The sequence below is a fragment of the Pseudomonas sp. NFIX28 genome, from assembly GCF_900107395.1.
GTDB lineage: Bacteria > Pseudomonadota > Gammaproteobacteria > Pseudomonadales > Pseudomonadaceae > Aquipseudomonas.
The window spans coordinates 30665-50354 of sequence record NZ_FNPW01000022.1; the positions used below are offsets into that span (position 1 = coordinate 30665).

At 63.9% G+C, this 19690-nt stretch carries 18 protein-coding genes; 12 read left to right on the forward strand and 6 right to left on the reverse strand.

Going from position 1 to position 19690, the window contains the following annotated elements; genetic code table 11:
* The first annotated feature begins 119 nt into the window (after positions 1-119).
* Positions 120-473: a DUF1493 family protein gene (locus tag BLV20_RS28645; protein ID WP_092305732.1), complete on the forward strand. Its 354-nt coding sequence runs from the start codon at positions 120-122 to the stop codon at positions 471-473.
* A 153-nt stretch (positions 474-626) separates the two neighbouring features.
* On the opposite strand, the gene BLV20_RS28650 is transcribed toward BLV20_RS28645, so the two are convergent.
* From BLV20_RS28650 to BLV20_RS28660, 3 genes are all read right to left on the reverse strand, one after another.
* Positions 627-2168, reverse strand: coding sequence for a phosphoenolpyruvate carboxykinase (locus BLV20_RS28650; RefSeq protein ID WP_092305733.1), 1542 nt, complete (start codon positions 2166-2168; stop codon positions 627-629).
* Positions 2169-2347: 179 nt separating this feature from the next.
* Entirely contained in the window at positions 2348-3250 is a 903-nt protein-coding gene (hslO, locus tag BLV20_RS28655) for an Hsp33 family molecular chaperone HslO (protein ID WP_092305734.1), read from the reverse strand.
* 189 nt (positions 3251-3439) lie between these two features.
* On the reverse strand, positions 3440-3838 hold the full coding sequence (locus BLV20_RS28660; RefSeq protein ID WP_092305735.1) for an RNA-binding S4 domain-containing protein: 399 nt from the start codon (positions 3836-3838) through the stop codon (positions 3440-3442).
* A 219-nt stretch (positions 3839-4057) separates the two neighbouring features.
* Between BLV20_RS28660 and BLV20_RS28665 the strand changes: the two genes are divergently transcribed.
* Together BLV20_RS28665 and rimK are read left to right on the forward strand one after the other, a co-directional pair.
* Positions 4058-4540, forward strand: coding sequence for a retropepsin-like aspartic endopeptidase RimB (locus tag BLV20_RS28665; protein ID WP_092305736.1), 483 nt, complete (start codon positions 4058-4060; stop codon positions 4538-4540).
* Complete coding sequence (gene rimK / locus BLV20_RS28670) at positions 4537-5442, forward strand: 30S ribosomal protein S6--L-glutamate ligase (protein ID WP_007931744.1); 906 nt, start codon at positions 4537-4539, stop codon at positions 5440-5442. Before BLV20_RS28665 ends, rimK begins: the two co-directional genes overlap by 4 nt.
* 121 nt (positions 5443-5563) lie before the next feature.
* On the opposite strand, the gene BLV20_RS28675 is transcribed toward rimK, so the two are convergent.
* Positions 5564-6877 (reverse strand): ATP-binding protein, encoded by a 1314-nt coding sequence (locus BLV20_RS28675; protein ID WP_092305737.1) that lies wholly within the window; start codon positions 6875-6877, stop codon positions 5564-5566.
* A gap of 107 nt (positions 6878-6984) precedes the next feature.
* On the reverse strand, positions 6985-7725 hold the full coding sequence (gene ompR, locus BLV20_RS28680; protein ID WP_092305738.1) for an osmolarity response regulator transcription factor OmpR: 741 nt from the start codon (positions 7723-7725) through the stop codon (positions 6985-6987).
* Positions 7726-8087: 362 nt separating this feature from the next.
* Here ompR and BLV20_RS28685 point away from each other — a divergent pair, with 362 nt between their 5' ends.
* The 8 genes from BLV20_RS28685 (at position 8088) to BLV20_RS28720 (ending at position 16998) form a co-directional block, all read left to right on the forward strand.
* The gene (locus BLV20_RS28685) at positions 8088-10412 is read left to right on the forward strand and encodes a Tex family protein (RefSeq protein ID WP_092305739.1); all 2325 of its coding nucleotides are present in this window, start codon (positions 8088-8090) and stop codon (positions 10410-10412) included.
* A complete protein-coding gene (locus BLV20_RS28690; RefSeq protein ID WP_092305740.1) occupies positions 10412-10795 on the forward strand; it encodes a PaaI family thioesterase in 384 nt (127 codons plus the stop codon). The genes BLV20_RS28685 and BLV20_RS28690 overlap by 1 nt, the downstream gene beginning before the upstream one ends.
* A gap of 214 nt (positions 10796-11009) precedes the next feature.
* Positions 11010-12593 carry a glutamate--cysteine ligase gene (gene gshA / locus BLV20_RS28695; RefSeq protein WP_092305741.1) on the forward strand — a complete coding sequence of 528 codons (1584 nt, stop codon included), beginning with the start codon at positions 11010-11012 and terminating at the stop codon, positions 12591-12593.
* 228 nt (positions 12594-12821) lie between these two features.
* The gene (gene tauA / locus BLV20_RS28700; RefSeq protein WP_092305742.1) at positions 12822-13799 is read left to right on the forward strand and encodes a taurine ABC transporter substrate-binding protein; all 978 of its coding nucleotides are present in this window, start codon (positions 12822-12824) and stop codon (positions 13797-13799) included.
* Positions 13800-13913: 114 nt separating this feature from the next.
* Positions 13914-14708 (forward strand): taurine ABC transporter ATP-binding subunit, encoded by a 795-nt coding sequence (gene tauB / locus BLV20_RS28705; RefSeq protein WP_092305743.1) that lies wholly within the window; start codon positions 13914-13916, stop codon positions 14706-14708.
* Positions 14705-15544, forward strand: coding sequence for a taurine ABC transporter permease TauC (gene tauC / locus BLV20_RS28710; RefSeq protein ID WP_092305744.1), 840 nt, complete (start codon positions 14705-14707; stop codon positions 15542-15544). The genes tauB and tauC overlap by 4 nt, the downstream gene beginning before the upstream one ends.
* A gap of 235 nt (positions 15545-15779) precedes the next feature.
* Positions 15780-16619, forward strand: coding sequence for a taurine dioxygenase (gene tauD, locus BLV20_RS28715; protein WP_092305745.1), 840 nt, complete (start codon positions 15780-15782; stop codon positions 16617-16619).
* A gap of 133 nt (positions 16620-16752) precedes the next feature.
* Entirely contained in the window at positions 16753-16998 is a 246-nt protein-coding gene (locus tag BLV20_RS28720) for a FitA-like ribbon-helix-helix domain-containing protein (RefSeq protein WP_092305746.1), read from the forward strand.
* Between the two features lie 744 nt (positions 16999-17742).
* Here BLV20_RS28720 and BLV20_RS28725 read toward each other — a convergent pair.
* Positions 17743-18633 carry a LysR family transcriptional regulator gene (locus BLV20_RS28725; protein ID WP_092305747.1) on the reverse strand — a complete coding sequence of 297 codons (891 nt, stop codon included), beginning with the start codon at positions 18631-18633 and terminating at the stop codon, positions 17743-17745.
* 136 nt (positions 18634-18769) lie between these two features.
* Between BLV20_RS28725 and BLV20_RS28730 the strand changes: the two genes are divergently transcribed.
* Positions 18770-19510, forward strand: coding sequence for an SDR family oxidoreductase (locus tag BLV20_RS28730; protein ID WP_092305748.1), 741 nt, complete (start codon positions 18770-18772; stop codon positions 19508-19510).
* Positions 19511-19690 lie beyond the last annotated feature (180 nt).

Sequence of the window (19690 nt, forward strand, 5' to 3'; positions counted from 1 at the left end):
TGGCTGTCAGGCAAATCCGAGCTGGTCGAGCGACTTTTCTTTTTCGCTCAAACCCAAACAATTGGCCCTAAACTGCAGGCCGATCTGGCGCCACCGACAGACCTTGCGGACACCCCACCATGCACCTCGCCCCCGGCTTCCCCGACGACCCGACCATGCGCCAGCTCATGCAGTTGCTGCACGAAGAAATCGGCCTGCCCGAACGCAAAGGCATCAGCCTCAAGACCGCCATCAACCTCGACCTGGGCTGCGACGGCGCAGACGCCGATCAACTGATGCAGGCGCTGGAAGAACTGTTTGTCATCGACTTTGTCGACTACGACGCCTACCGCTATTTCCAGCCCGAAGGCTACGACGTCTTCCTCAAGCGCCGGGCCAAGGGGCGCGGCGACAAGCTCCCGCTGACCATCGGCATGCTGTATCGGGCGATCAAGGCCCAGCGTTGGGATACACGGGAGTTGGAAGGGATTTAAGCCCTGCAAGGGCACAAGGACTTACCCTACAAGTCGTGTCGAATCTGGCTTATTGAACCGCTCGGACAAGCCACCTAGTGTTTGAACAGGACTGAATGCCGCCCACAAAAAAGCCGCCCCTAAGGGCGGCTTCTCAAACCACTTGCCCGACGCTTACAGCTTCGGACCGGCAGCCTTGATGGCGTCGCTCACGTCGAACTTCTTGAAGTTCTCGATGAACAGGCCGGCCAGGGCCTTGGCGGCTTCGTCGTAGGCGGCTTTGTCAGCCCAGGTGTTGCGTGGGTTGAGCAGGCCGGTATCGACGCCTGGAACGGCCAGTGGCACGTCCAGGTTGATGGTGTCCAGGTGCTCGGTCTCGGCACCGATCAGGGCGCCGCTCTGGATGGCCGCGATCACGCCACGGGTGGTCGGGATGTTGAAGCGCTTGCCGACGCCGTAGCCACCGCCGGTCCAGCCGGTGTTGACCAGGTAGACCTTGGAGCCGAAGCCGCGGATGCGCTTGATCAGCAGCTCTGCGTAAACGCCTGCCGGACGCGGGAAGAACGGTGCGCCGAAGCAGGTGGAGAAGGTCGACTTGATGCCAGCGCCCGAACCCATTTCGGTCGAGCCCACCAGCGCGGTGTAGCCGGACAGGAAGTGGTAGGCGGCTTGTTCTTCGCTGAGGATCGACACTGGCGGCAGTACGCCGGTCAGGTCGCAGGTCAGGAAGATCACGGCATTCGGCTCGCCACCGAGATTTTTCTCGGAACGCTTCTCGACGTGCTCCAGCGGGTAGGCGGCGCGGCTGTTCTGGGTCAGGCTGCCGTCGGCGTAGTCAGCCTTCTTGGCGTCGTCCAGCACCACGTTTTCCAGTACGGCGCCATGCTTGATGGCTTTCCAGATGACCGGCTCGTTCTTCTCGGACAGGTCGATGCACTTGGCATAGCAACCGCCTTCGATGTTGAACACCACGCCCTCGCCCCAACCGTGCTCGTCGTCACCGATCAGGTAACGGCTTTCGTCGGCGGACAGGGTGGTCTTGCCGGTACCGGACAGGCCAAAGAACAGGGTCACGTCGCCCTCTTCGCCGATGTTGGCGGCGCAGTGCATCGGCAGCACGTCGGCGGCCGGCAGCAGGAAGTTCTGCACCGAGAACATGGCTTTCTTCATTTCACCGGCGTAGCGCATGCCGGCGATCAGCACTTTCTTCTGAGCGAAGTTGAGGATCACGCAACCATCGGAGTTGGTGCCATCGCGCTCTGGAACGCATTCGAAGTTGGCAACGTTGAGCACTTGCCACTCTTCACGGCCAGCCGGGTTGTACTGGGCCGGGTTGATGAAGAGGCAACGACCGAACAGGTTCTGCCAGGCAGTCTGGGTGGTCATTTTCACGGCCAGGTAGTGCTCTTCGGAAGCGCCTACATGCACGTGGGAAACGAAATGCTCTTGCGCGTTGTTGAACGCCTCGACGCGAGCCCACAGGGCATCGAACTTGTCGGCCGGGAACTTGCGGTTGATCGGGCCCCAGGCGATAGCGTCCTGGGTGGTCGGCTCTTCAACGATGAAACGATCGACTGGCGAACGGCCGGTACGGTGACCGGTACGAACAACCAGCGCGCCGGTATTGGCAAGCTCGCCCTCACCGCGGTTCAGGGCTTCTTTAACCAGATCATCAACACTCAGATCGGTGTACACGGCGTTATTGGCTTGCGTCATGAGGTTCCCCGTCGGCCATTGGCCGAGTGCTCCAAACGTTTTGTAGTAGAAAGTCGTGCACTACTACCGCGAAAAAAGTGCGCCGGATTATGCCAGAAAAGCCCAAAAAGAGTAGGGCCCTCCCGTCAGAACGGCGTTAATCCGGCGCTTGCCAGGTAATTTACCTGCGCTGAACCGTTTTAGTGACGAGTATCTGACGGTGAGTCGACACCTGCTCCGGCGAACAATTGGCTGATATCGGCCGCATCGAACAGGTAACGCTCGTTGCAGAACTGGCAATCGATCTCGATGCTGCCGCCGTGTTCGACCACCAGCTTCTGCGCATCTTCCAGGCCCAGGCTGACCAGCGCATTGCCCGAGCGCTCGCGCGAGCAGCTGCAACGGAAGCGCAACGGCTGCACATCGAACAGACGCACCGCTTCTTCATGATAGAGGCGATGGAGCACGGTCTCGTTGTCCAGGCTCAGCAGTTCGTCGGCGGTCAGGGTGCCGCCCAGCGCGGTGATGTGCTGCCAGCTGGCGGCGCGCTCTTCTTCATCCTTGAGGCGATCGGCCGGCAGTTGCTGCAGCAGCAAGCCACGGGCGCGGCGCCCGTCGGCGTGCAGCCAGAAACGGGTGCCGACCTGTTGGGACATGACGAAGTAGTTGGTGAAGCATTCCGCCAGCGTCGCGCCGTCCAGGTCGACAATGCCCTGGTAGCGCTGGCCGTGGGTCGGGTCGACGGTCAGGGCCAGCACGCCATTGGGCATCAGGTCGGCCAGGGTCGCGTCCGGGGCGATCCGCTCTGCGTCATAGCGGGCCAGGCCACGGATCTCGCGGTCGCTGGAGCACTCGATCATCAGCAACGGCACCGGGCCTTCGGAACGTGCCTGGAGGACCAGCAAACCGTCGAACTTCAGCGTGCCGACCAGCAGCGCGGCGGCGGCCATCAGCTCGCCGAGCAGTTGCGCGACTGGCTCCGGGTAAGCGTGTTTGGCGAGGACCTCGGCATAGCTGCGCTCCAACGCCACCAGTTCGCCGCGGGCGTCGCTGTCATCGAAGATGAAGCGTTGGGTGAAGTCGGTATCCGGCAAATAAGTCATAAGTTTGGGGTATCTGATGTGATGACAAAATGAGTACAGGGCATGAAATTGCGCTTTTTTGCACCATTACGGTGCGCGAATTTCTGCCATTTGAGGGCATTTTATGAACAATCCGGGTTTGTTCCAAGCAAGGTGGAACCTCGGCCGATCGCGGGCAAGCCTCGCTGCTACGGGGGAAAGCGGCCTGGCTTATTCGTGGCTGTGGAATTTGAACAGGTCGCGTCGCTGTTTCTTGGTCGGCTTGCCGTCGGTGCTCACACCCAGGGCACCGGCCTTGCGCAGGGCCGCGGCGTTCTCCCGCTTGGCAATGCTGGCTTCGGTTTCCGTATACAGGGCCTGCGCTTGCGGCGCCCCCCGACGCACGCTCGACAGGGCCTGGACCACCACGGTGCGCTCGTCGAAACCGGTGCGTATTTCGTACTCGTCGCCGATCCTCGGCTCCTTGCCCGGTTTGCAGCGTTCGCCACGGTGATGCACCTTGCCGCTTTCAATGGCAGCCTTGGCCAGGGCCCGGGTCTTGTAGAAGCGCGCCGCCCATAGCCACTTATCCAGACGGACCTTGTCGTCGTCTTCGGCTTTTTGTGCCATGGCATTTCCTCATTCTGAAATATTTTCGAACTGTACTACCGTTTCTCTCGTGCCATGAATTGCGATGGCTCGGTTTAGAATGCGAGGCTCCGCAGCAGCCCGCCCGGGAGCTGCGGACCCGGGCTTAGATATCTGTCGCCTTTTACCCATTATTCTGCGTGAATACCGCGAATTCGGCCGCTTGACGGTGCGAGCGGGTTCCTCAGCGGTTGAGCACATTTGAAAACATTTGACCATTTGACCGTCGTCGGTCTGCGCGAGTGGGTGGCGCTTCCGGATTTGGGAGTCGCCGGCCTGCGCGCCAAGATCGATACCGGCGCCAGCACCTCCAGCCTGCATGCCACCGAGATCGAGCCGTTCGAGCGCGACGGTGAGCAATGGGTGCGTTTCAACGCGCACCTGGGCAGCGTGGTGCAGTTGCGTCATCGGCGTTGCGAAGCGCCGCTGGTGACGATGAAGACCATCAAGAGTTCCAACGGCCAGGCGCAGGTGCGCTACGTGATCAGCACCACCCTGGCACTCGGCGATCGGGTGTGGCGGGTGGAGTTCACCCTCGCCTGCCGCAAGGCCATGCGCTATCGCCTGCTGCTCGGTTCCAAAGCCCTGATCGACGGCCAGCTGGTGGTCAATCCGGGGATTAAATACGTTCAAGACAAACCGGTGTTCCCGGTGTCCACTACCTCTGCCACAGGTGTTGCATGAAGATCGCTGTGCTGTCGCGTAACCCGCGTCTGTATTCCACTCGTCGCCTGGTCGAAGCCGGCACCGAGCGTGGCCATGAAATGGTGGTGGTCGATACCCTGCGCGCCTACATGAACATCGCCAGCCACAAGCCGCAGATCCACTATCGCGGCAAGCCACTGGAAGGTTTCGACGCGGTGATTCCACGCATCGGCGCCTCGGTGACCTTCTACGGCTGCGCGGTGCTGCGCCAGTTCGAAATGATGGGCGTGTTCCCGCTCAACGAGTCGGTGGCCATCGCCCGCTCGCGGGACAAGCTGCGCTCGCTGCAACTGCTGTCGCGGCGTGGCATCGGCCTGCCGGTGACCGGCTTTGCCCACTCGCCGGACGACATTCCCGACCTGATCGAGATGGTCAACGGCGCGCCGCTGGTGATCAAGGTGCTGGAAGGCACCCAGGGCATCGGCGTGGTGCTGTGCGAAACCGCCACGGCGGCCGAGTCGGTGATCGAAGCCTTCATGGGCCTGAAGCAGAACATCATGGTCCAGGAGTACATCAAGGAAGCCGGCGGCGCCGACATTCGCTGCTTCGTGGTCGGCGACAAGGTGATTGCCGCGATGAAACGCCAGGCCAAGCCCGGTGAATTCCGCTCCAACCTGCACCGTGGCGGCAGCGCCAGCCTGATCAAGATCACCCCGGAAGAACGCATGACGGCCCTGCGCGCGGCCAAGGTCATGGGCCTGAGCGTGGCGGGTGTGGATATCCTGCGTTCCAACCACGGGCCGCTGGTGATGGAAGTGAATTCCTCGCCGGGCCTGGAAGGCATCGAGACCACTACCGGCAAGAACGTGGCCGGGATCATCATCGAGCACATCGAGAAAAACGGTGGCCCGAACATGACCCGGACCAAGGGCAAGGGCTGAGTTGTAGCCGCTGCCGCAGGCTGCGATCGGCTGCGTAGCAGACGCAGCGTTGGCAAATCGAGCGAAGGTCCTGCGACCAGCGTGGCCCGGCCTTATCGCAGCCTTCGCCGGCGGCTTCAGGTCAAACCGCGTCTCGGGGCAGCAACAAGCCCAACGGCAAGCGCACCCGCGCTTCCAGGCCGCCATCGACGCGGTTGCGCAATTCGACATTGCCGCCGTGCATCGAGGCGATCCGCTTGACGATCGCCAGGCCCAGGCCGGTGCCCTTGCCGCCCCGGGCACGGTCGCCGCGGGTGAAGGGGTTGAAGATCGCCTCCAGCTCCGAAGGATCGATACCCGCGCCACGGTCCATCACACTCAGCACCACATACGGCGCGCTGGTGTCGCCCGACACATAGGCCGCCACTTCGACCTCGGTGCCGGCGTGGTTCAACGCGTTGCCGATCAGGTTGTTCAACAGGCGCTTCATCGATACCCGGCGCAGCGGGAACGGCGGGATCGGCTCCAGGCGCAAGCGCACCTTTTCAATGTTCTGGTTGTAGGGCGCCGCCACCTCGCGCACCAGCTCGCTGAGGTCGACTTCCTCCACCGACTCGTCGCGGCCGTCGCGGATAAAGGCCAGGAACTGATCGAGAATCGCGTCCATGTCTTCGATGTCGCGGACCATGTCGTCGGTCAGGTCGTTGTGGCTGCCCATCAATTCCAGCGACAGGCGCAGGCGGGTCAGTGGCGTGCGCAGGTCGTGGGACACCCCCGCCAGCATCAGCTCGCGTTCGCGCCCGGCCTGCTCCACGTCCTCGGCCATCTGGTTGAAGGCGCGGTATACCTCGGTCATCTCGCTCGGCGTATCGCTGATCGGCAGGCGCACGCTGCGCCCCTGGCCCAGTTGCCGGGCGGCATAGACCAGGCGCTTGAGGGGCTGGTTGAGCTGGCTGACGAAGATCCACGCCGAAGCCGTGGAGAGCAGCCCGATCGCCAGGAACCAGCCGAGCACGCTCCAGATCTTCTGTCCGCGCAGCGGGTGCGGATACAGCGGCACTTTCATCCAGCCGTCGCCCAGGCTCGGCGCGCGCACCCAGAGCGCTGGCGGCGCGTGCATGCGCAGGCGCACTTCCGTGTCGGCGCCCAGCTCGGCCTGCATCTGCCGCTGATAGATCTCGCTATAGGGCCAATGCTGCTCGCCCGCCGGCACACCGCTGCCGACCACCTTGATCAGCCCGGCGGCCTCGGCGATCTGGTCGCGGTTGGATTCATCTGCGGCCCAGTAGGCGCGCAGGGTCAGGGCCACGCCGTGGCTGTACTGGCGGTCCACCAGCACGTCCTCGTTCATCAGCAGATAAACCAGGGTCAGCGCCTTGGAAAACAGCACCACGATCAGCACCAACCAGAGGGTGCGGGAGAAGAAGCTTTGCGGGAACCACAGCGGGGTTTTCATAAACAGCCATTGCACGCTTTGCAGGAGCGAGTCGCGCTCGCAGAGTTGCGGAATGCGAGCGCCCGGGCCATTTGCCTGCCCGGGCGCTCGCTCCTACAAATCATCGGTCACTTGGTGGGGGTGCCATCCGGCACGAACACATAACCCACGCCCCAGACCGTCTGGATATAACGCGGCTTGGACGGGTCGGGTTCGATCATCCGGCGCAGGCGGGAGATCTGCACATCGATGGAACGCTCCAGCGCATCCCACTCGCGGCCACGGGCCAGGTTCATCAGCTTGTCGCGGGTCAGCGGCTGGCGGGCATTCATCACCAGGGCCTTGAGCACCGCGAATTCGCCGGTGGTCAGCATGTGCACTTCGGCACCGCGCTTGAGCTCGCGGGTGGCCAGGGACAGTTCGTAGTCGCCGAAGGTGACGTTTTCGTCTTCGCTGCCCGGCGCGCCTGGCACCGGAGCCGACTGGCGACGCAGCACGGCCTTGACCCGCGCCATCAGTTCGTCGGGGTTGAACGGCTTGGCCAGGTAATCGTCGGCACCCAGTTCCAGGCCCTTGATGCGGCTCAGTTCGTCGCCCTTGGCGGTGAGCATGATGATCGGAATCTGGTTGTTCGCACTGCGCAGGCGGCGGCATGCGGTCAGGCCGTCTTCACCAGGCAGCATCAGGTCGAGGACGACCAGGTTGAAGACTTCGCGACCCAGCAGACGGTCCATCTGCTCGGTGTTGGGAACCGCGCGGGCGCGGTAGCCCTTGCTGACGAAAAAGCGCTCGAGCAGGCTGCTCAGACCCGGGTCGTCGTCAACAATAAGAATTTTTTCGCCTTCGGCAGTTTGTGCAGTGCTGCTCATCAGATGCTCCTTTTATCTCGGTGCGCATTATGGCGTAGCTGCCGTTATACGCACCGTGTGCATTGTTAGCAGATTTTTCCTCTATCGCCAGAAAACCCGCTGTCGGCCGCCGGCGGGCCGATACCCCCGAAGTTGGGAACGCTGGTTATAATGCGCCGCCTTTTGTGTCAGGCAACCTCTGATCGTTATCGCCCTTGGCCATTTTTTATTTTCCGCGGCCAGGCAGTAATTGTTCGATTTCACGGGTCAACAGGCAGCCCTTTGATCCAGGCAGCGGCGCACGCCAGGCCGCTCAACCAGACTCGCCGAGCCCAATCTTTCCGTGCCGGCGAGCCTGCTTTCACAATTTGTCAGGTGGTTTTATGGACAGCATCAACAGCCGCATTGCCGAGGAACTCGGTGTACGCCCACAACAGGTCGAAGCGGCCGTCGCTCTATTGGATGAAGGCTCCACCGTGCCCTTCATCGCCCGCTACCGTAAGGAAGTGACCGGCAGCCTCGATGACACCCAGCTGCGTCATCTGGAAGAGCGCCTGCGCTACCTGCGCGAACTCGACGAACGGCGCATCAGCATCCTCGCCAGCATCGAGGAGCAAGGCAAGCTGACCCCGGAACTTGCCCGCGACATCAAGCTCGCCGACACCAAGACCCGCCTCGAAGACCTCTACCTGCCGTACAAGCAGAAGCGCCGCACCAAGGGCCAGATCGCCCTGGAAGCCGGCCTCGGCGAACTGGCGGACGGCCTGTTCAACGACCCGAGCCTGACCCCGGAAAGCGAAGCCGCGCGCTTCGTCGACGCGGAAAAAGGCGTGACCGACGTGAAGGCCGCGCTGGAAGGCGCCAAGTACATCCTCATGGAGCGCTTCGCCGAAGACGCCAGCCTGCTCGACAAGCTGCGCAACTACCTCAAGCAGGAAGCCACCCTCAGTGCCCGCGTGATCGCCGGCAAGGAAGAGGAAGGCGCCAAGTTCCGCGATTACTTCGAACACGACGAACCACTGAAGAGCATGCCATCGCACCGCGCCCTGGCGATTTTCCGTGGCCGCAACGAAGGCATCCTCAGCTCCGCGCTGAAAGTCGGCGACGAACTGCCGGGCACCATGCACCCGTGCGAAGGCATGATCGGCCAGCAGGTCGGCATCCAGAACCAGAACCGCCCGGCGGACAAATGGCTCGGCGAAGTGGTGCGCTGGACCTGGAAGGTCAAGCTGTATACCCACCTGGAAACCGACCTGCTGGGCGAGCTGCGCGACAACGCGGAAACCGAGGCGATCAACGTCTTCGCCCATAACCTGCACGACCTGCTGCTGGCCGCCCCGGCCGGCCCGCGCGCGACCCTGGGCCTCGACCCGGGCCTGCGCACCGGCTGCAAGGTCGCGGTGGTGGACGCCACCGGCAAGCTGCTGGACCACGCCACCGTCTACCCGCACGTACCGCACAACAAGTGGGACCAGACCATCGCCGTGCTGGCCGCGCTGTGCGCCAAGCACTCGGTGGACCTGATCGCCATCGGCAACGGCACCGCCAGCCGTGAAACCGACAAGCTGGCCGCCGAGCTGATCAAGAAATACCCGGCCATGCGCATGACCAAGGTGATGGTCTCCGAGGCCGGCGCTTCGGTGTACTCGGCGTCGGAACTGGCCGCCAAGGAATTCCCCGACCTCGACGTGTCGATCCGTGGCGCGGTGTCCATCGCCCGCCGCCTGCAGGACCCGCTGGCCGAGCTGGTGAAGATCGATCCGAAATCCATCGGTGTCGGCCAGTACCAGCACGACGTGTCGCAGCTGAAGCTGGCCCGTGGCCTGGATGCGGTGGTCGAGGACTGCGTGAACGCCGTCGGCGTCGACGTCAACACCGCGTCCGTGGCCCTGCTGGCGCGGATCTCCGGCCTCAACACCACCCTGGCGCAGAACATCGTCAGCCACCGTGACGAAAATGGTGCGTTCAAGACCCGCGCCGCGCTGAAGAAGGTCGCCCGCCTGGGTGAAAAGACCTTCGAACAGGCCGCCGGCTTCCTGCGTGTGATGAACGGCGACAACCCGCTGGACGCTTCCGCAGTGCACCCGGAGGCCTACCCGCTGGTGCAGCGCATCGCCGCCGAGACCGACCGCGACATCCGTTCGCTGATCGGCGACAGCGGTTTCCTCAAGCGCCTGGACCCGAAGAAGTTCACCGACGAGACCTTCGGCCTGCCGACCGTCACCGACATCCTCCAGGAACTGGACAAACCGGGCCGTGACCCGCGCCCCGAGTTCAAGACCGCCGAGTTCCAGGAAGGCGTCGAAGACCTCAAGGACCTGCAACTGGGGATGATCCTCGAAGGCGTGGTGACCAACGTCACCAACTTCGGTGCCTTCGTCGACATCGGCGTGCACCAGGACGGCCTGGTGCATATCTCGGCGCTGTCGGAGAAGTTCATTAAGGACCCGCGTGAAGCGGTGAAAGCCGGCGACGTGGTCAAGGTCAAGGTCATGGAAGTCGACATCCCGCGCAAACGCGTCGGCCTGTCGATGCGCATGAGCGACACCCCGGGCGAGAAAATCGATGGTGCTCGCGGCTCACGCCCTGGCTCGGCGCCGCGCTCGTCGGGCAACAGCGCCCCGCGCAAGGAAAGCGTGGCCGCGGCCCCGACCAACAACGCCATGGCTTCGCTGTTCGCCAACGCCAAGCAGTTGAAGAAGCGCTGATGGAAATCCCCGCCGGCTTGACCGAAAGCGCGTTCAGCCAACTGCTTGGCTGCCGCCTGCAGCGCCTGGAGGTCGGGGAAGCCGACGTCGCCCTGACGCTGACGCCGCAGTTGCGCAACCGTGGCCAGAAGCTGCACGGCGGGGCGATCTTCAGCCTGGTCGACATTGCCATGGGGCTGGCCTGTTCCAGCACCCACGGCTTCGACCAGCAGAGCGCGACCATCGAATGCAAGATCAACTACATCCGCGCCGTCGCCGAGGGCGACGTGCTCTGCCGCGCCCGGGTGCTCCACCCGGGCCGCCGCACCCTGGTGGTCGAGGCCGATGTGATGCAAGGCGACAAACTGGTCGCTAAAGCACAAGGCACGTTCGCTGTTCTATAGCCGCTCAACCGCGATTTGAGTTAATTTCGGCGCTGCACACACGGCGCCGGAGTTTTTTGCGCGTGCACGAGCCAGGTCAGGGATGAAGCAATGGCGTTGCAAAGCGGGCCGGTAAGGCTCAACGACCAGGCGAAAACGCCAGTTTCAACTTCACCCTTGTAGACCGTCCTGCCCACCCCCATATTGGGGCGACTGACGCGTGAAGGAATCCAACTTGAGCGAACTTCTCAACCGCCGCCTGGCTCTGCTCGGCGAGCGCGCTAACCTCTCCCTGCTCGAGCAGTGCCTGCACGGTATCGAGCGCGAATGCCTGCGCGTGACCGGCGAAGCGCGACTGGCACAGACCCCGCACCCGGAAGAGCTGGGTTCCGCGCTGACCAACGAACAGATCACCACCGATTATTCCGAGTCGCTTCTGGAGTTCATCACTCCGGCCCTGGCCGATCCGGCAGACACCCTGGCCAGCCTCGACAAGATTCACCGTTTCGCCTACAGCAAGCTCGGCAACGAGTACCTGTGGAGTCCATCGATGCCGTGCCCGTTGCCGGCCGAGGAAGACATCCCGATCGCCTATTACGGCAGCTCCAACATCGGCCAGCTCAAGTACGTGTACCGCAAGGGCCTGGCCCTGCGTTACGGCAAGACCATGCAGTGTATCGCCGGGATCCACTACAACTTCTCCCTGCCGGAGCCGCTGTGGCCGCTGCTCAAGCAGGCCGAAGGTTTCGTCGGCAGCGACCGTGACTATCAGTCCTCGGCGTATATCGCGCTGATCCGCAACTTCCGCCGCTACAGCTGGCTGCTGATGTACCTGTTCGGCGCCTCGCCGGCGCTGGACGCAGGCTTTTTGCGCGGGCGCTCGCACCAGCTGGAACAGTTGGACGCCGACACCCTGTACCTGCCGTACGCCACCAGCCTGCGCATGAGCGACCTGGGCTACCAGAGCAACGCCCAGGCCGGCCTGACCCCTTGCTACAACGACCTGAACAGCTACACCGACAGCCTGCGCAAGGCCGTCGCCACGCCGTACGCGCCTTACGTGGAGATCGGCACCCACCAGGACGGCGAGTGGGTCCAGCTCAACACCAACATCCTGCAGATCGAAAACGAGTATTACTCCAACATCCGCCCCAAACGCGTGACTTACACCGGCGAGCGGCCGATCCAGGCGCTGATGGCCCGCGGCATCCAGTACGTCGAAGTGCGCTGCCTGGACATCAACCCGTTCCTGCCGATGGGCATCGACGTGCAGGAAGCCCGCTTCCTCGACGCGTTCCTGCTGTATTGCGCGCTCAACGAGAGCCCGCTGCTGGAAAACAACGAGTGCGGCAACGCCACGTCCAACTTCCTCAAGGTGGTCAAGGAAGGTCGCCGTCCAGGCCTGCACCTGCTGCGCCAGGGCCAGCTGGTGGAACTCAAGGAATGGGCCGGCGAACTGCTGGAGAAAATCGCCCCGCTGGCCGCCCTGCTCGACCGCAGCCAAGGCAGCGACGCCCACAGCAAGGCGCTGGACGCGCAGCTGGCCAAGGTCAAGGATCCGTCCCTGACGCCTTCGGCCCAGGTCCTGGCCGCCATGCAGGAGCACAAGGAAAGCTTCAGCCAGTTCTCCATGCGCCAGAGCCTGGCCCACGCCGAGTTCTTCCGCAGCGAACCGCTGAGCAGGGAAGACCAGGCGCGCTTCGAAGAAGCCGCGCGCAGCTCCCTGTTGCAACAAGCCGAGCTGGAACAGAACGAAGTTGGTGATTTCGACGTGTTTGTCGGTGCGTATCAGGCAAGCATCCTGGCGATCAGTAACTGAGCTAAGCGCCTGCGGCGCTTTTCGCGGGCAAGCCTCGCTCCTACACAGTGCCGTCCTGTAGGAGCGAGGCTTGCCCGCGATGGAGCGCAAAGCGCTCCCCTTCAAAAAAGTGCTCTCTTTAGAAGATTCCTCTTTTAAGCTAATTCTAAAAAGTTATTTATTTTTAGATTCTTAGATCATTTAGCCTCCTCTGACGTCCACACCGGCCGCCTATCAAGGAGCTTCATGATGAAACGGCACTTCCCCCTTCGCCTCCTGGCGGCCGTGTCCCTGGCCACCGCGAGCCTGTTCGCCCAGGCGGCCGACGTCACCGTCGCCTACCAGACCACCGTCGATCCGGCGAAAGTCGCCCAGGCCGACGGCACCTACGAAAAAGCCACCCAGGCCAGCATTGACTGGCGCAAGTTCGACAACGGCGCCGACATCATCGCCGCCATCGCGTCCGGCGATGTGCAGATCGGCTACCTGGGTTCCAGCCCGCTGACCGCCGCGATCACCCGCAAGGTGCCGGTGGAAACCTTCCTCATCGCCACGCAGATCGGCGCCGCCGAGGCCCTGGTGGCCCGCGACGGGTCCGGGATCAACAGCCCCCAGGACCTGGTCGGCAAGAAAGTCGCCGTGCCCTTCGTTTCCACCGGCCATTACAGCCTGCTGGCCGCGCTCAAACAGTGGAAAATCGACCCGGCGAAAGTACAGATTCTCAACCTCGCGCCACCGGCGATCATCGCCGCCTGGAAACGCGGCGACATCGACGCCACCTACGTCTGGGACCCGGCGCTGGGCGTGGCCAAGGAAAACGGCAAGGTGCTGATCACTTCCGGCGAACTGGCCCGCTCCGGTGCGCCGACCTTCGATGCCTGGATCGTGCGCAAGGACTTCGCCGAGAAGCATCCGCAGATCGTCACCGCCTTCGCCAAGGTGACCCTGGATGCCTATGCCGACTACCGCAAGGATCCAAAGGCCTGGCTGGCCGAGCAGAGCAACGTCGACAAGCTGGTGAAACTCTCCGGCGCCAAGGCCAGCGACATTCCGCTGCTGTTGCAGGGCAACGTCTACCCGCTGGCGGCCGACCAGGTCACCAGCCTTGGCGCGCCGACCACCCAGGCCATTACCGACACCGCGGTGTTCCTCAAGGAGCAGGGCAAGGTCGAGGCGGTGCTGCCGGATTACGCGCCATACGTCAGCGCCAAATACATCACCCACTGAATGCCTGCCGCAGGGGTCGCCGGGCCCAGGGCCCGGCGCGCCTCGTACGACGCGCTGCATCGACAAGGCAAAGGGGCGGCATCCAAAGCCCTGCAAAATAAAGGAGAGCCCGTCATGGCCCTGCTTCAACTGGAGCGCATCAGCGCACAGTACCCCGGCGCCGCCGAGCCGGTGCTGGCGGATATTTCCCTGACGCTCGGCCCCCAGCAACTGCTGGTTGCCCTCGGCCCATCCGGCAGTGGCAAGACCTCGCTGCTGAACCTGATTGCCGGTTTCATCGAGCCCAGCGCCGGGCGCATCACCCTGGACGGCGTAGCGGTCGCCGGCCCGAGCGCCGAACGCGGCGTGGTGTTCCAGGACGATGCCCTGCTGCCCTGGCAGGACGTGCTGGCCAATGTCGGTTTCGGCCTCGAGCTGGCCGGCGTCGCCCGCGAGCCACGCGAAGCCCGCGCCCGCGAGATGCTGGCGCTGGTGGATCTGGCCGGCTTCGACAAGCGGCGCATCTGGCAGCTCTCCGGCGGGCAACGCCAGCGCGTGGGCCTGGCCCGCGCCCTGGCCGCCGACCCGCGCGTGCTGCTGATGGACGAACCTTTCGGCGCCCTCGATGCCTTCACCCGCGAGCAGATGCAGGAGCTGTTGCTGCAAGTCTGGCAACGCACCGCCAAGCCGGTGTTCCTGATTACCCACGACATCGAGGAAGCGGTGTTCCTGGCTACCGAGCTGGTCCTGCTGGCGCCCAACCCGGGGCAGATTGTCGAGCGCCTGAGCCTGGACTTCGGCCGGCGTTATGCGGCGGGCGAATCGGCCCGGGCAATCAAGTCCGACCCGCGCTTTATCGAGACCCGCGAACACGTGCTGGCCCGGGTGTTCTCCCAACGCAGTGCCGCCTTGCGGCAGGAGCGCGCATGAGCAGCTACGACCTCCCGGCCACCACGGGCAAAACCACCACCGCGCAGCCGACGGTGCCGCTGCGCCGCAGCTTGAGTACCCGCTGGATCAGCGGGCTGACCCTGGTCGTGCTGCTCGCCCTGTGGTGGGCGGTGACGGCCAGCGGCCTGATCGAGCCACTGTTCCTGCCCTCGCCTGCCGCCGTACTGCAAAAGGCCTGGCTGCTGACGACCAGCGGCTATATGGACTCCACCCTGTGGCAGCATCTGGGCGCGAGCCTCGGACGTATCGGCCTGGCCCTGGGCTTTGCCGTGCTGACGGCGATTCCGGTGGGCATCGCCATCGGCCACAGCCGCATCGCCCGTGGCGTGCTGGACCCGCTGATCGAGTTCTACCGGCCGATCCCGCCCCTGGCCTACCTGCCGCTGATCGTCATCTGGTGCGGCATCGGCGAGCTGTCCAAGGTGCTGCTGATCTACCTGGCGATCTTCGCCCCGATCGCCATCGCCACCGCCACCGGCGTGCGCACCGTCGACCCGACCCGGCTGCGCGCCGCGCAGTCCCTGGGCGCGACCCGGGCCCAGCTGATTCGCCATGTGATCGTGCCCAGCGCCCTGCCGGACATTCTCACCGGCGTGCGCATCGGCCTCGGGGTGGGCTGGTCGACCCTGGTCGCCGCCGAGCTGATCGCCGCCACCAGCGGCCTGGGCTTCATGGTGCAATCCGCCGCGCAGTTTTTGGTCACCGATGTGGTGGTGCTGGGAATCCTGGTCATCGCCCTGATCGCCTTCGCCATGGAAATGGGCCTGCGCGCCCTGCAACGCAAGCTGGTGCCCTGGCATGGCCAAGCCCATTGAGACCCGGCAACCCTGTAGCCGCTGCCGAGCCCCGGCGAGGCTGCGATCGCCTGCGCAGCAGGCACAACCCGCCTGACGCGTTGTATCTGGAATACCGCGGCGCCAGGTTTTGCGAACGCTTTGCGCTCGATCGCAGCCTCGCCGGGGCTCGGCAGCGGCTACAGAGGTAGCGGGCAAGACTTCTTGCAGACAGAACTGACCACGCCGGCAATTCGGCGCTCCATTCGAGAACGACATGAGCCTGACCATCACCCCTTTAAGCGCCGCCCTGGGCGCCCAGATCAGCGGCGTCGACATCAGCCAGCCACTGGACAGCGAACAGCGCGACACCCTCGAGCAAGCGTTGCTCCAGCATCAGGTGCTGTTCTTCCGCGACCAGCCGATCGACCCGCAGCAACAGGCACGCTTCGCGGCGAATTTTGGCGAGTTGCACATCCACCCGATCTACCCCAACGTGCCGGAACAGCCGGAAGTGCTGATCCTCGACACCGCGCAGACCGATGTGCGCGACAACGCCATCTGGCACACCGACGTGACCTTCCTGCCCACCCCGGCCCTGGGCGCGGTGCTCAGCGCCAAGCTGTTGCCGGCCTTCGGCGGCGATACCCTGTGGGCCAGCGGCATCGCGGCCTATGAGGCGCTCTCGGAACCGATGAAGCAGCTGCTGCAAGGCCTGACCGCGACTCATGAATTCATCAAGTCCTTCCCTCTGGAACGCTTCGGCAATACCCCGGAGGACCTGGCGCGCTGGGAAGAAGCCAAGCGGAAAAACCCGCCGCGATCGCACCCGGTGATCCGCACCCATCCGGTGAGCGGGCGCAAGTCGCTGTTCGTCAACGAAGGCTTCACCACCAGGATCAATGAGCTGTCGGACAGCGAAAGCGAAGTGATCCTGAAACTGCTGTTCGCCCACGCCACCCGTCCGGAATTCACCCTCCGCTGGCGCTGGCAGACCAACGACGTGGCCTTCTGGGACAACCGCGTGACCCAGCATTACGCGGTCGACGACTACCGCCCGCAGCGCCGGGTGATGCACCGCGCGACGATTCTCGGGGATGTGCCGTTTTTTCGATAACCGCTACTCGCCAGCCTGCCTGCAGCTGGGCTGGCCAGGGGTCGCGCCCTCACCAGACGACAAGGGGTTGTGCGCCCGCGATGGCCCGCGGCTAGGCTTTCAATGATTTCACTGATTTCATTCGGAGGAGCTCATGGCCAGCCTGACAATCCGACACCTCGACGAGCACATCAAAGAACGCCTGCGCATCGAGGCCGCTCATAAAGGCCACTCCATGGAAGAAGAAGCCCGATTGATTTTGCAGCGCGCACTGAGCAGAACGGCCGACAGCCAAGGCCTGGCCGGTCATATCCGGGCACGCTTTGCCGAGGCCGGCGGGGTGAAGCTCGAGCTGCCAGCACGTACCGATCCGGCACGCGCGGCGGACCTGGACGAATGATCGTGCTCGACACCAATGTGCTGTCGGAACTGATGCGTCCCCAGCCGGACGCATCGCCTGGCGGTAGATCGAAACGCCCCCCCCCTGACCGCCACTCGAGGCCTAAACCGCAATTCCCGTAGGAGCGAAGCTTGCTCGCGATAGCGGCACCCCATGCTCCACCGACAAACCTGCCTTCAACAGACGCGCTGCCCCCGCAACGGCACTTCCCCTTCTCAAAAACCAAAATACCAATGTCGGCGCTGTACCCGACACCGGCCAAAACCCCAAGAAAAATATTACCAACGAAATATTATATTACGTACCACATAGCACAGTACGAAATCGTAGCTCATGGGCAGTCTCGAACGCTGCAAAATCTCGGCTAAAGGCCCCTTTGGCCAGGCGGCTGAACTGACGGCCAAAACTCCGGAAACACGGGGCTACAGCGGTGCGGCGCGGCCCGGAATAGCCCGGCAACGCCGGCACCGAACGAGGCGCTGCATCCATTGTTTATAGACGGGAAAACACCGCCCTGCCGGGCCGAAACGGAGGTTCCGACGCCTGGGCGGTACAGGAAAAATATCGAGGGAAGAGGCCGGGCAATGCCCCCATGGGGAACTCTGGGAGGGGAGCGGGCCATGCCTGGGAGGGACATCTGCGGCGAGGAAGCCAGGATGTGAGCGGTAGCGCCGATCGCGCGTGAAGGTCTGGTCGTTCCGTAGTTACTCCGGCATGGCGCCGAAAGAATTCGCGCCTGCCGTCTTATTGCGCCTGGGCAAACACCTCCGCCAGCCAGTCCACGAACACCCGCACCCGTGGCGACATGTGGCGGTTGTGCGGATAGAGCACGGAAACCGGCATCGGTGGCGGCGGCGTGGCGGTAAGGATTTCCCGCACCAGCCCCTGGGAAATCTGCTGCACCATGCGGTAGCGCGGGCACTGGATAAGGCCCAGGCCTGCCACTGCCGAGGCGGCGTAGATTTCCGCGCCAAACACCGACAGCGCGCCCTCGATGGCGACTTCCCGCAGTTCGCCATCGACCATGAATTCGAACGGAAACAGCTTGGCCGTGGTGCGTGAGACGTAGTTCACCGCACGGTGCCGCGACAGTTCGTCGAGGCTCGCTGGCTCACCGTATTTGCGCAGGTAGGCCGGGCTGGCGCAGGTGATCTGCTGCAGGTTGGCCACCCGCCGCCCGATCAGCGTCGAGTCTCCCAACGCGCCGGCGCGCAGCACGCAGTCCACCCCTTCGGCGATCAGGTCGACGAAACGATCGGCCTCGCTGATGGACAGCTCGATCTCCGGGTAGCGCGCCATGAATTCGGGCAGGGCCGGAATCACGAAATGCTTGGCCAGGGTGCCATGCAGGTCGACCCGCAAACGCCCCTTCGGCGCCACCGTGCGAAAGGCCAGCTCGGCCTCTTCCAGCTCCGCCAGCAGCTGTACGCAGCGCTGGTAATAGGCCTCGCCGTCGAGGGTCGGGCGCACGCGGCGGGTGCTGCGTTCCAGCAGGCGGGTGCCGAGCCAGGCTTCGAACTGGTTGAGGGTATGGGTCAGGGTGGCGCGCGGCAGGTTCAGGTCGGCGGCGGCCAGGGTGAAACTGCTGCGCTCGTAGATCCGCACGAACACCTTCATCGCTTTGACTTGGTCCACGAACGAGAGCTCCAGGGTTATTGGATTGTTGGCAATTATTGAACAGTAAAGCCAACCCTGGTGCATTTATCGCCCCGGACAAACATGTGAACCTGCTCCCGCACCGCAGCCCTCACCCACCAGAAAGGAAATTCGCATGACTAGCCAGACTTCGAAAGTTGCCATCGTGACCGGCGCCTCCCGCGGCATTGGCGCGGTGATCGCCAGGCAACTGGCCAGCGAAGGCTTCGCCGTCGCCATCAACTACGCCAGCAGCGCCGCCGAAGCCTCGGCCCTGGTGGTGGAGTTGCGCCAGGCCGGCCACCGGGCCATAGCGATCAAGGCCGACGTGGCCAATGCCGACGACGTGCGCCGGCTGTTCGAGCAGACCGAAACGCAACTGGGCAAGGTCGACGTGCTGGTCAACAACGCCGGCATCCTCAAGGTCCTGCCCCTGGCGCAGCACAGCGACGAGCTGTTCGAGCAGACCTTCGCCATCAACACCCGCGGCACCTTCAACACCCTGCGCGAGGCCGCCACCCGGCTGAACACCGGCGGGCGCATCGTCAATTTCTCCAGCAGCACCGTCGGCCTCAACCTGCCGGGCTATGCGGTGTACATCGCCAGCAAGGCGGCGGTGGAATCCCTGACCCAGGTGTTCGCCAAGGAACTGCGCGGGCGCAGCATCACGGTCAACGCCGTCGCCCCCGGCCCGGTGGCCACCGAGCTGTTCCTGCACGGCAAGAGCGAAGAGCAGATCCAGAACTTCGCCAAGATGCCGCCCCTGGAACGCCTCGGCCAGCCGGAAGACATCGCCGGCATCGTCGCCTTCCTAGTCAGCCCGGCCGCCGCCTGGGTCAACGGGCAGATCCTGCGCGCCAACGGCGGCCTTGTCTGAGTCGCCTCACCCACGGGCCCATTAGCGCTTGCCGATGGCCCGCGCCCGGAGCCCTGCCGTGCGCCCGACCAGGGGGAAGCCTGATCGGTCACGGAATACCCGGTGCTGCTGACGTTTTTTGGCGATCTACATTCTGTTTCGCGCAGCAGGACGCTACGCCCTCGGCCACACTCTAGGTCG

Excerpts from the sequence above, each read along its gene's own strand:
- BLV20_RS28730 (WP_092305748.1), top strand. The coding sequence starts at position 18,770 with ATGACTAGCCAGACTTCGAAAGTTGCCATCGTGACCGGCGCCTCCCGC.
- BLV20_RS28720 (WP_092305746.1), top strand. The coding sequence starts at position 16,753 with ATGGCCAGCCTGACAATCCGACACCTCGACGAGCACATCAAAGAACGC.
- BLV20_RS28660 (WP_092305735.1), bottom strand. The coding sequence starts at position 3,838 with ATGGCACAAAAAGCCGAAGACGACGACAAGGTCCGTCTGGATAAGTGG.
- BLV20_RS28675 (WP_092305737.1), bottom strand. The coding sequence starts at position 6,877 with ATGAAAACCCCGCTGTGGTTCCCGCAAAGCTTCTTCTCCCGCACCCTC.
- BLV20_RS28650 (WP_092305733.1), bottom strand. The coding sequence starts at position 2,168 with ATGACGCAAGCCAATAACGCCGTGTACACCGATCTGAGTGTTGATGAT.
- BLV20_RS28685 (WP_092305739.1), top strand. The coding sequence starts at position 8,088 with ATGGACAGCATCAACAGCCGCATTGCCGAGGAACTCGGTGTACGCCCA.
- tauD (WP_092305745.1), top strand. The coding sequence starts at position 15,780 with ATGAGCCTGACCATCACCCCTTTAAGCGCCGCCCTGGGCGCCCAGATC.
- BLV20_RS28690 (WP_092305740.1), top strand. The coding sequence starts at position 10,412 with ATGGAAATCCCCGCCGGCTTGACCGAAAGCGCGTTCAGCCAACTGCTT.
- rimK (WP_007931744.1), top strand. The coding sequence starts at position 4,537 with ATGAAGATCGCTGTGCTGTCGCGTAACCCGCGTCTGTATTCCACTCGT.
- hslO (WP_092305734.1), bottom strand. The coding sequence starts at position 3,250 with ATGACTTATTTGCCGGATACCGACTTCACCCAACGCTTCATCTTCGAT.
- tauC (WP_092305744.1), top strand. The coding sequence starts at position 14,705 with ATGAGCAGCTACGACCTCCCGGCCACCACGGGCAAAACCACCACCGCG.
- tauB (WP_092305743.1), top strand. The coding sequence starts at position 13,914 with ATGGCCCTGCTTCAACTGGAGCGCATCAGCGCACAGTACCCCGGCGCC.
- ompR (WP_092305738.1), bottom strand. The coding sequence starts at position 7,725 with ATGAGCAGCACTGCACAAACTGCCGAAGGCGAAAAAATTCTTATTGTT.
- BLV20_RS28645 (WP_092305732.1), top strand. The coding sequence starts at position 120 with ATGCACCTCGCCCCCGGCTTCCCCGACGACCCGACCATGCGCCAGCTC.
- tauA (WP_092305742.1), top strand. The coding sequence starts at position 12,822 with ATGAAACGGCACTTCCCCCTTCGCCTCCTGGCGGCCGTGTCCCTGGCC.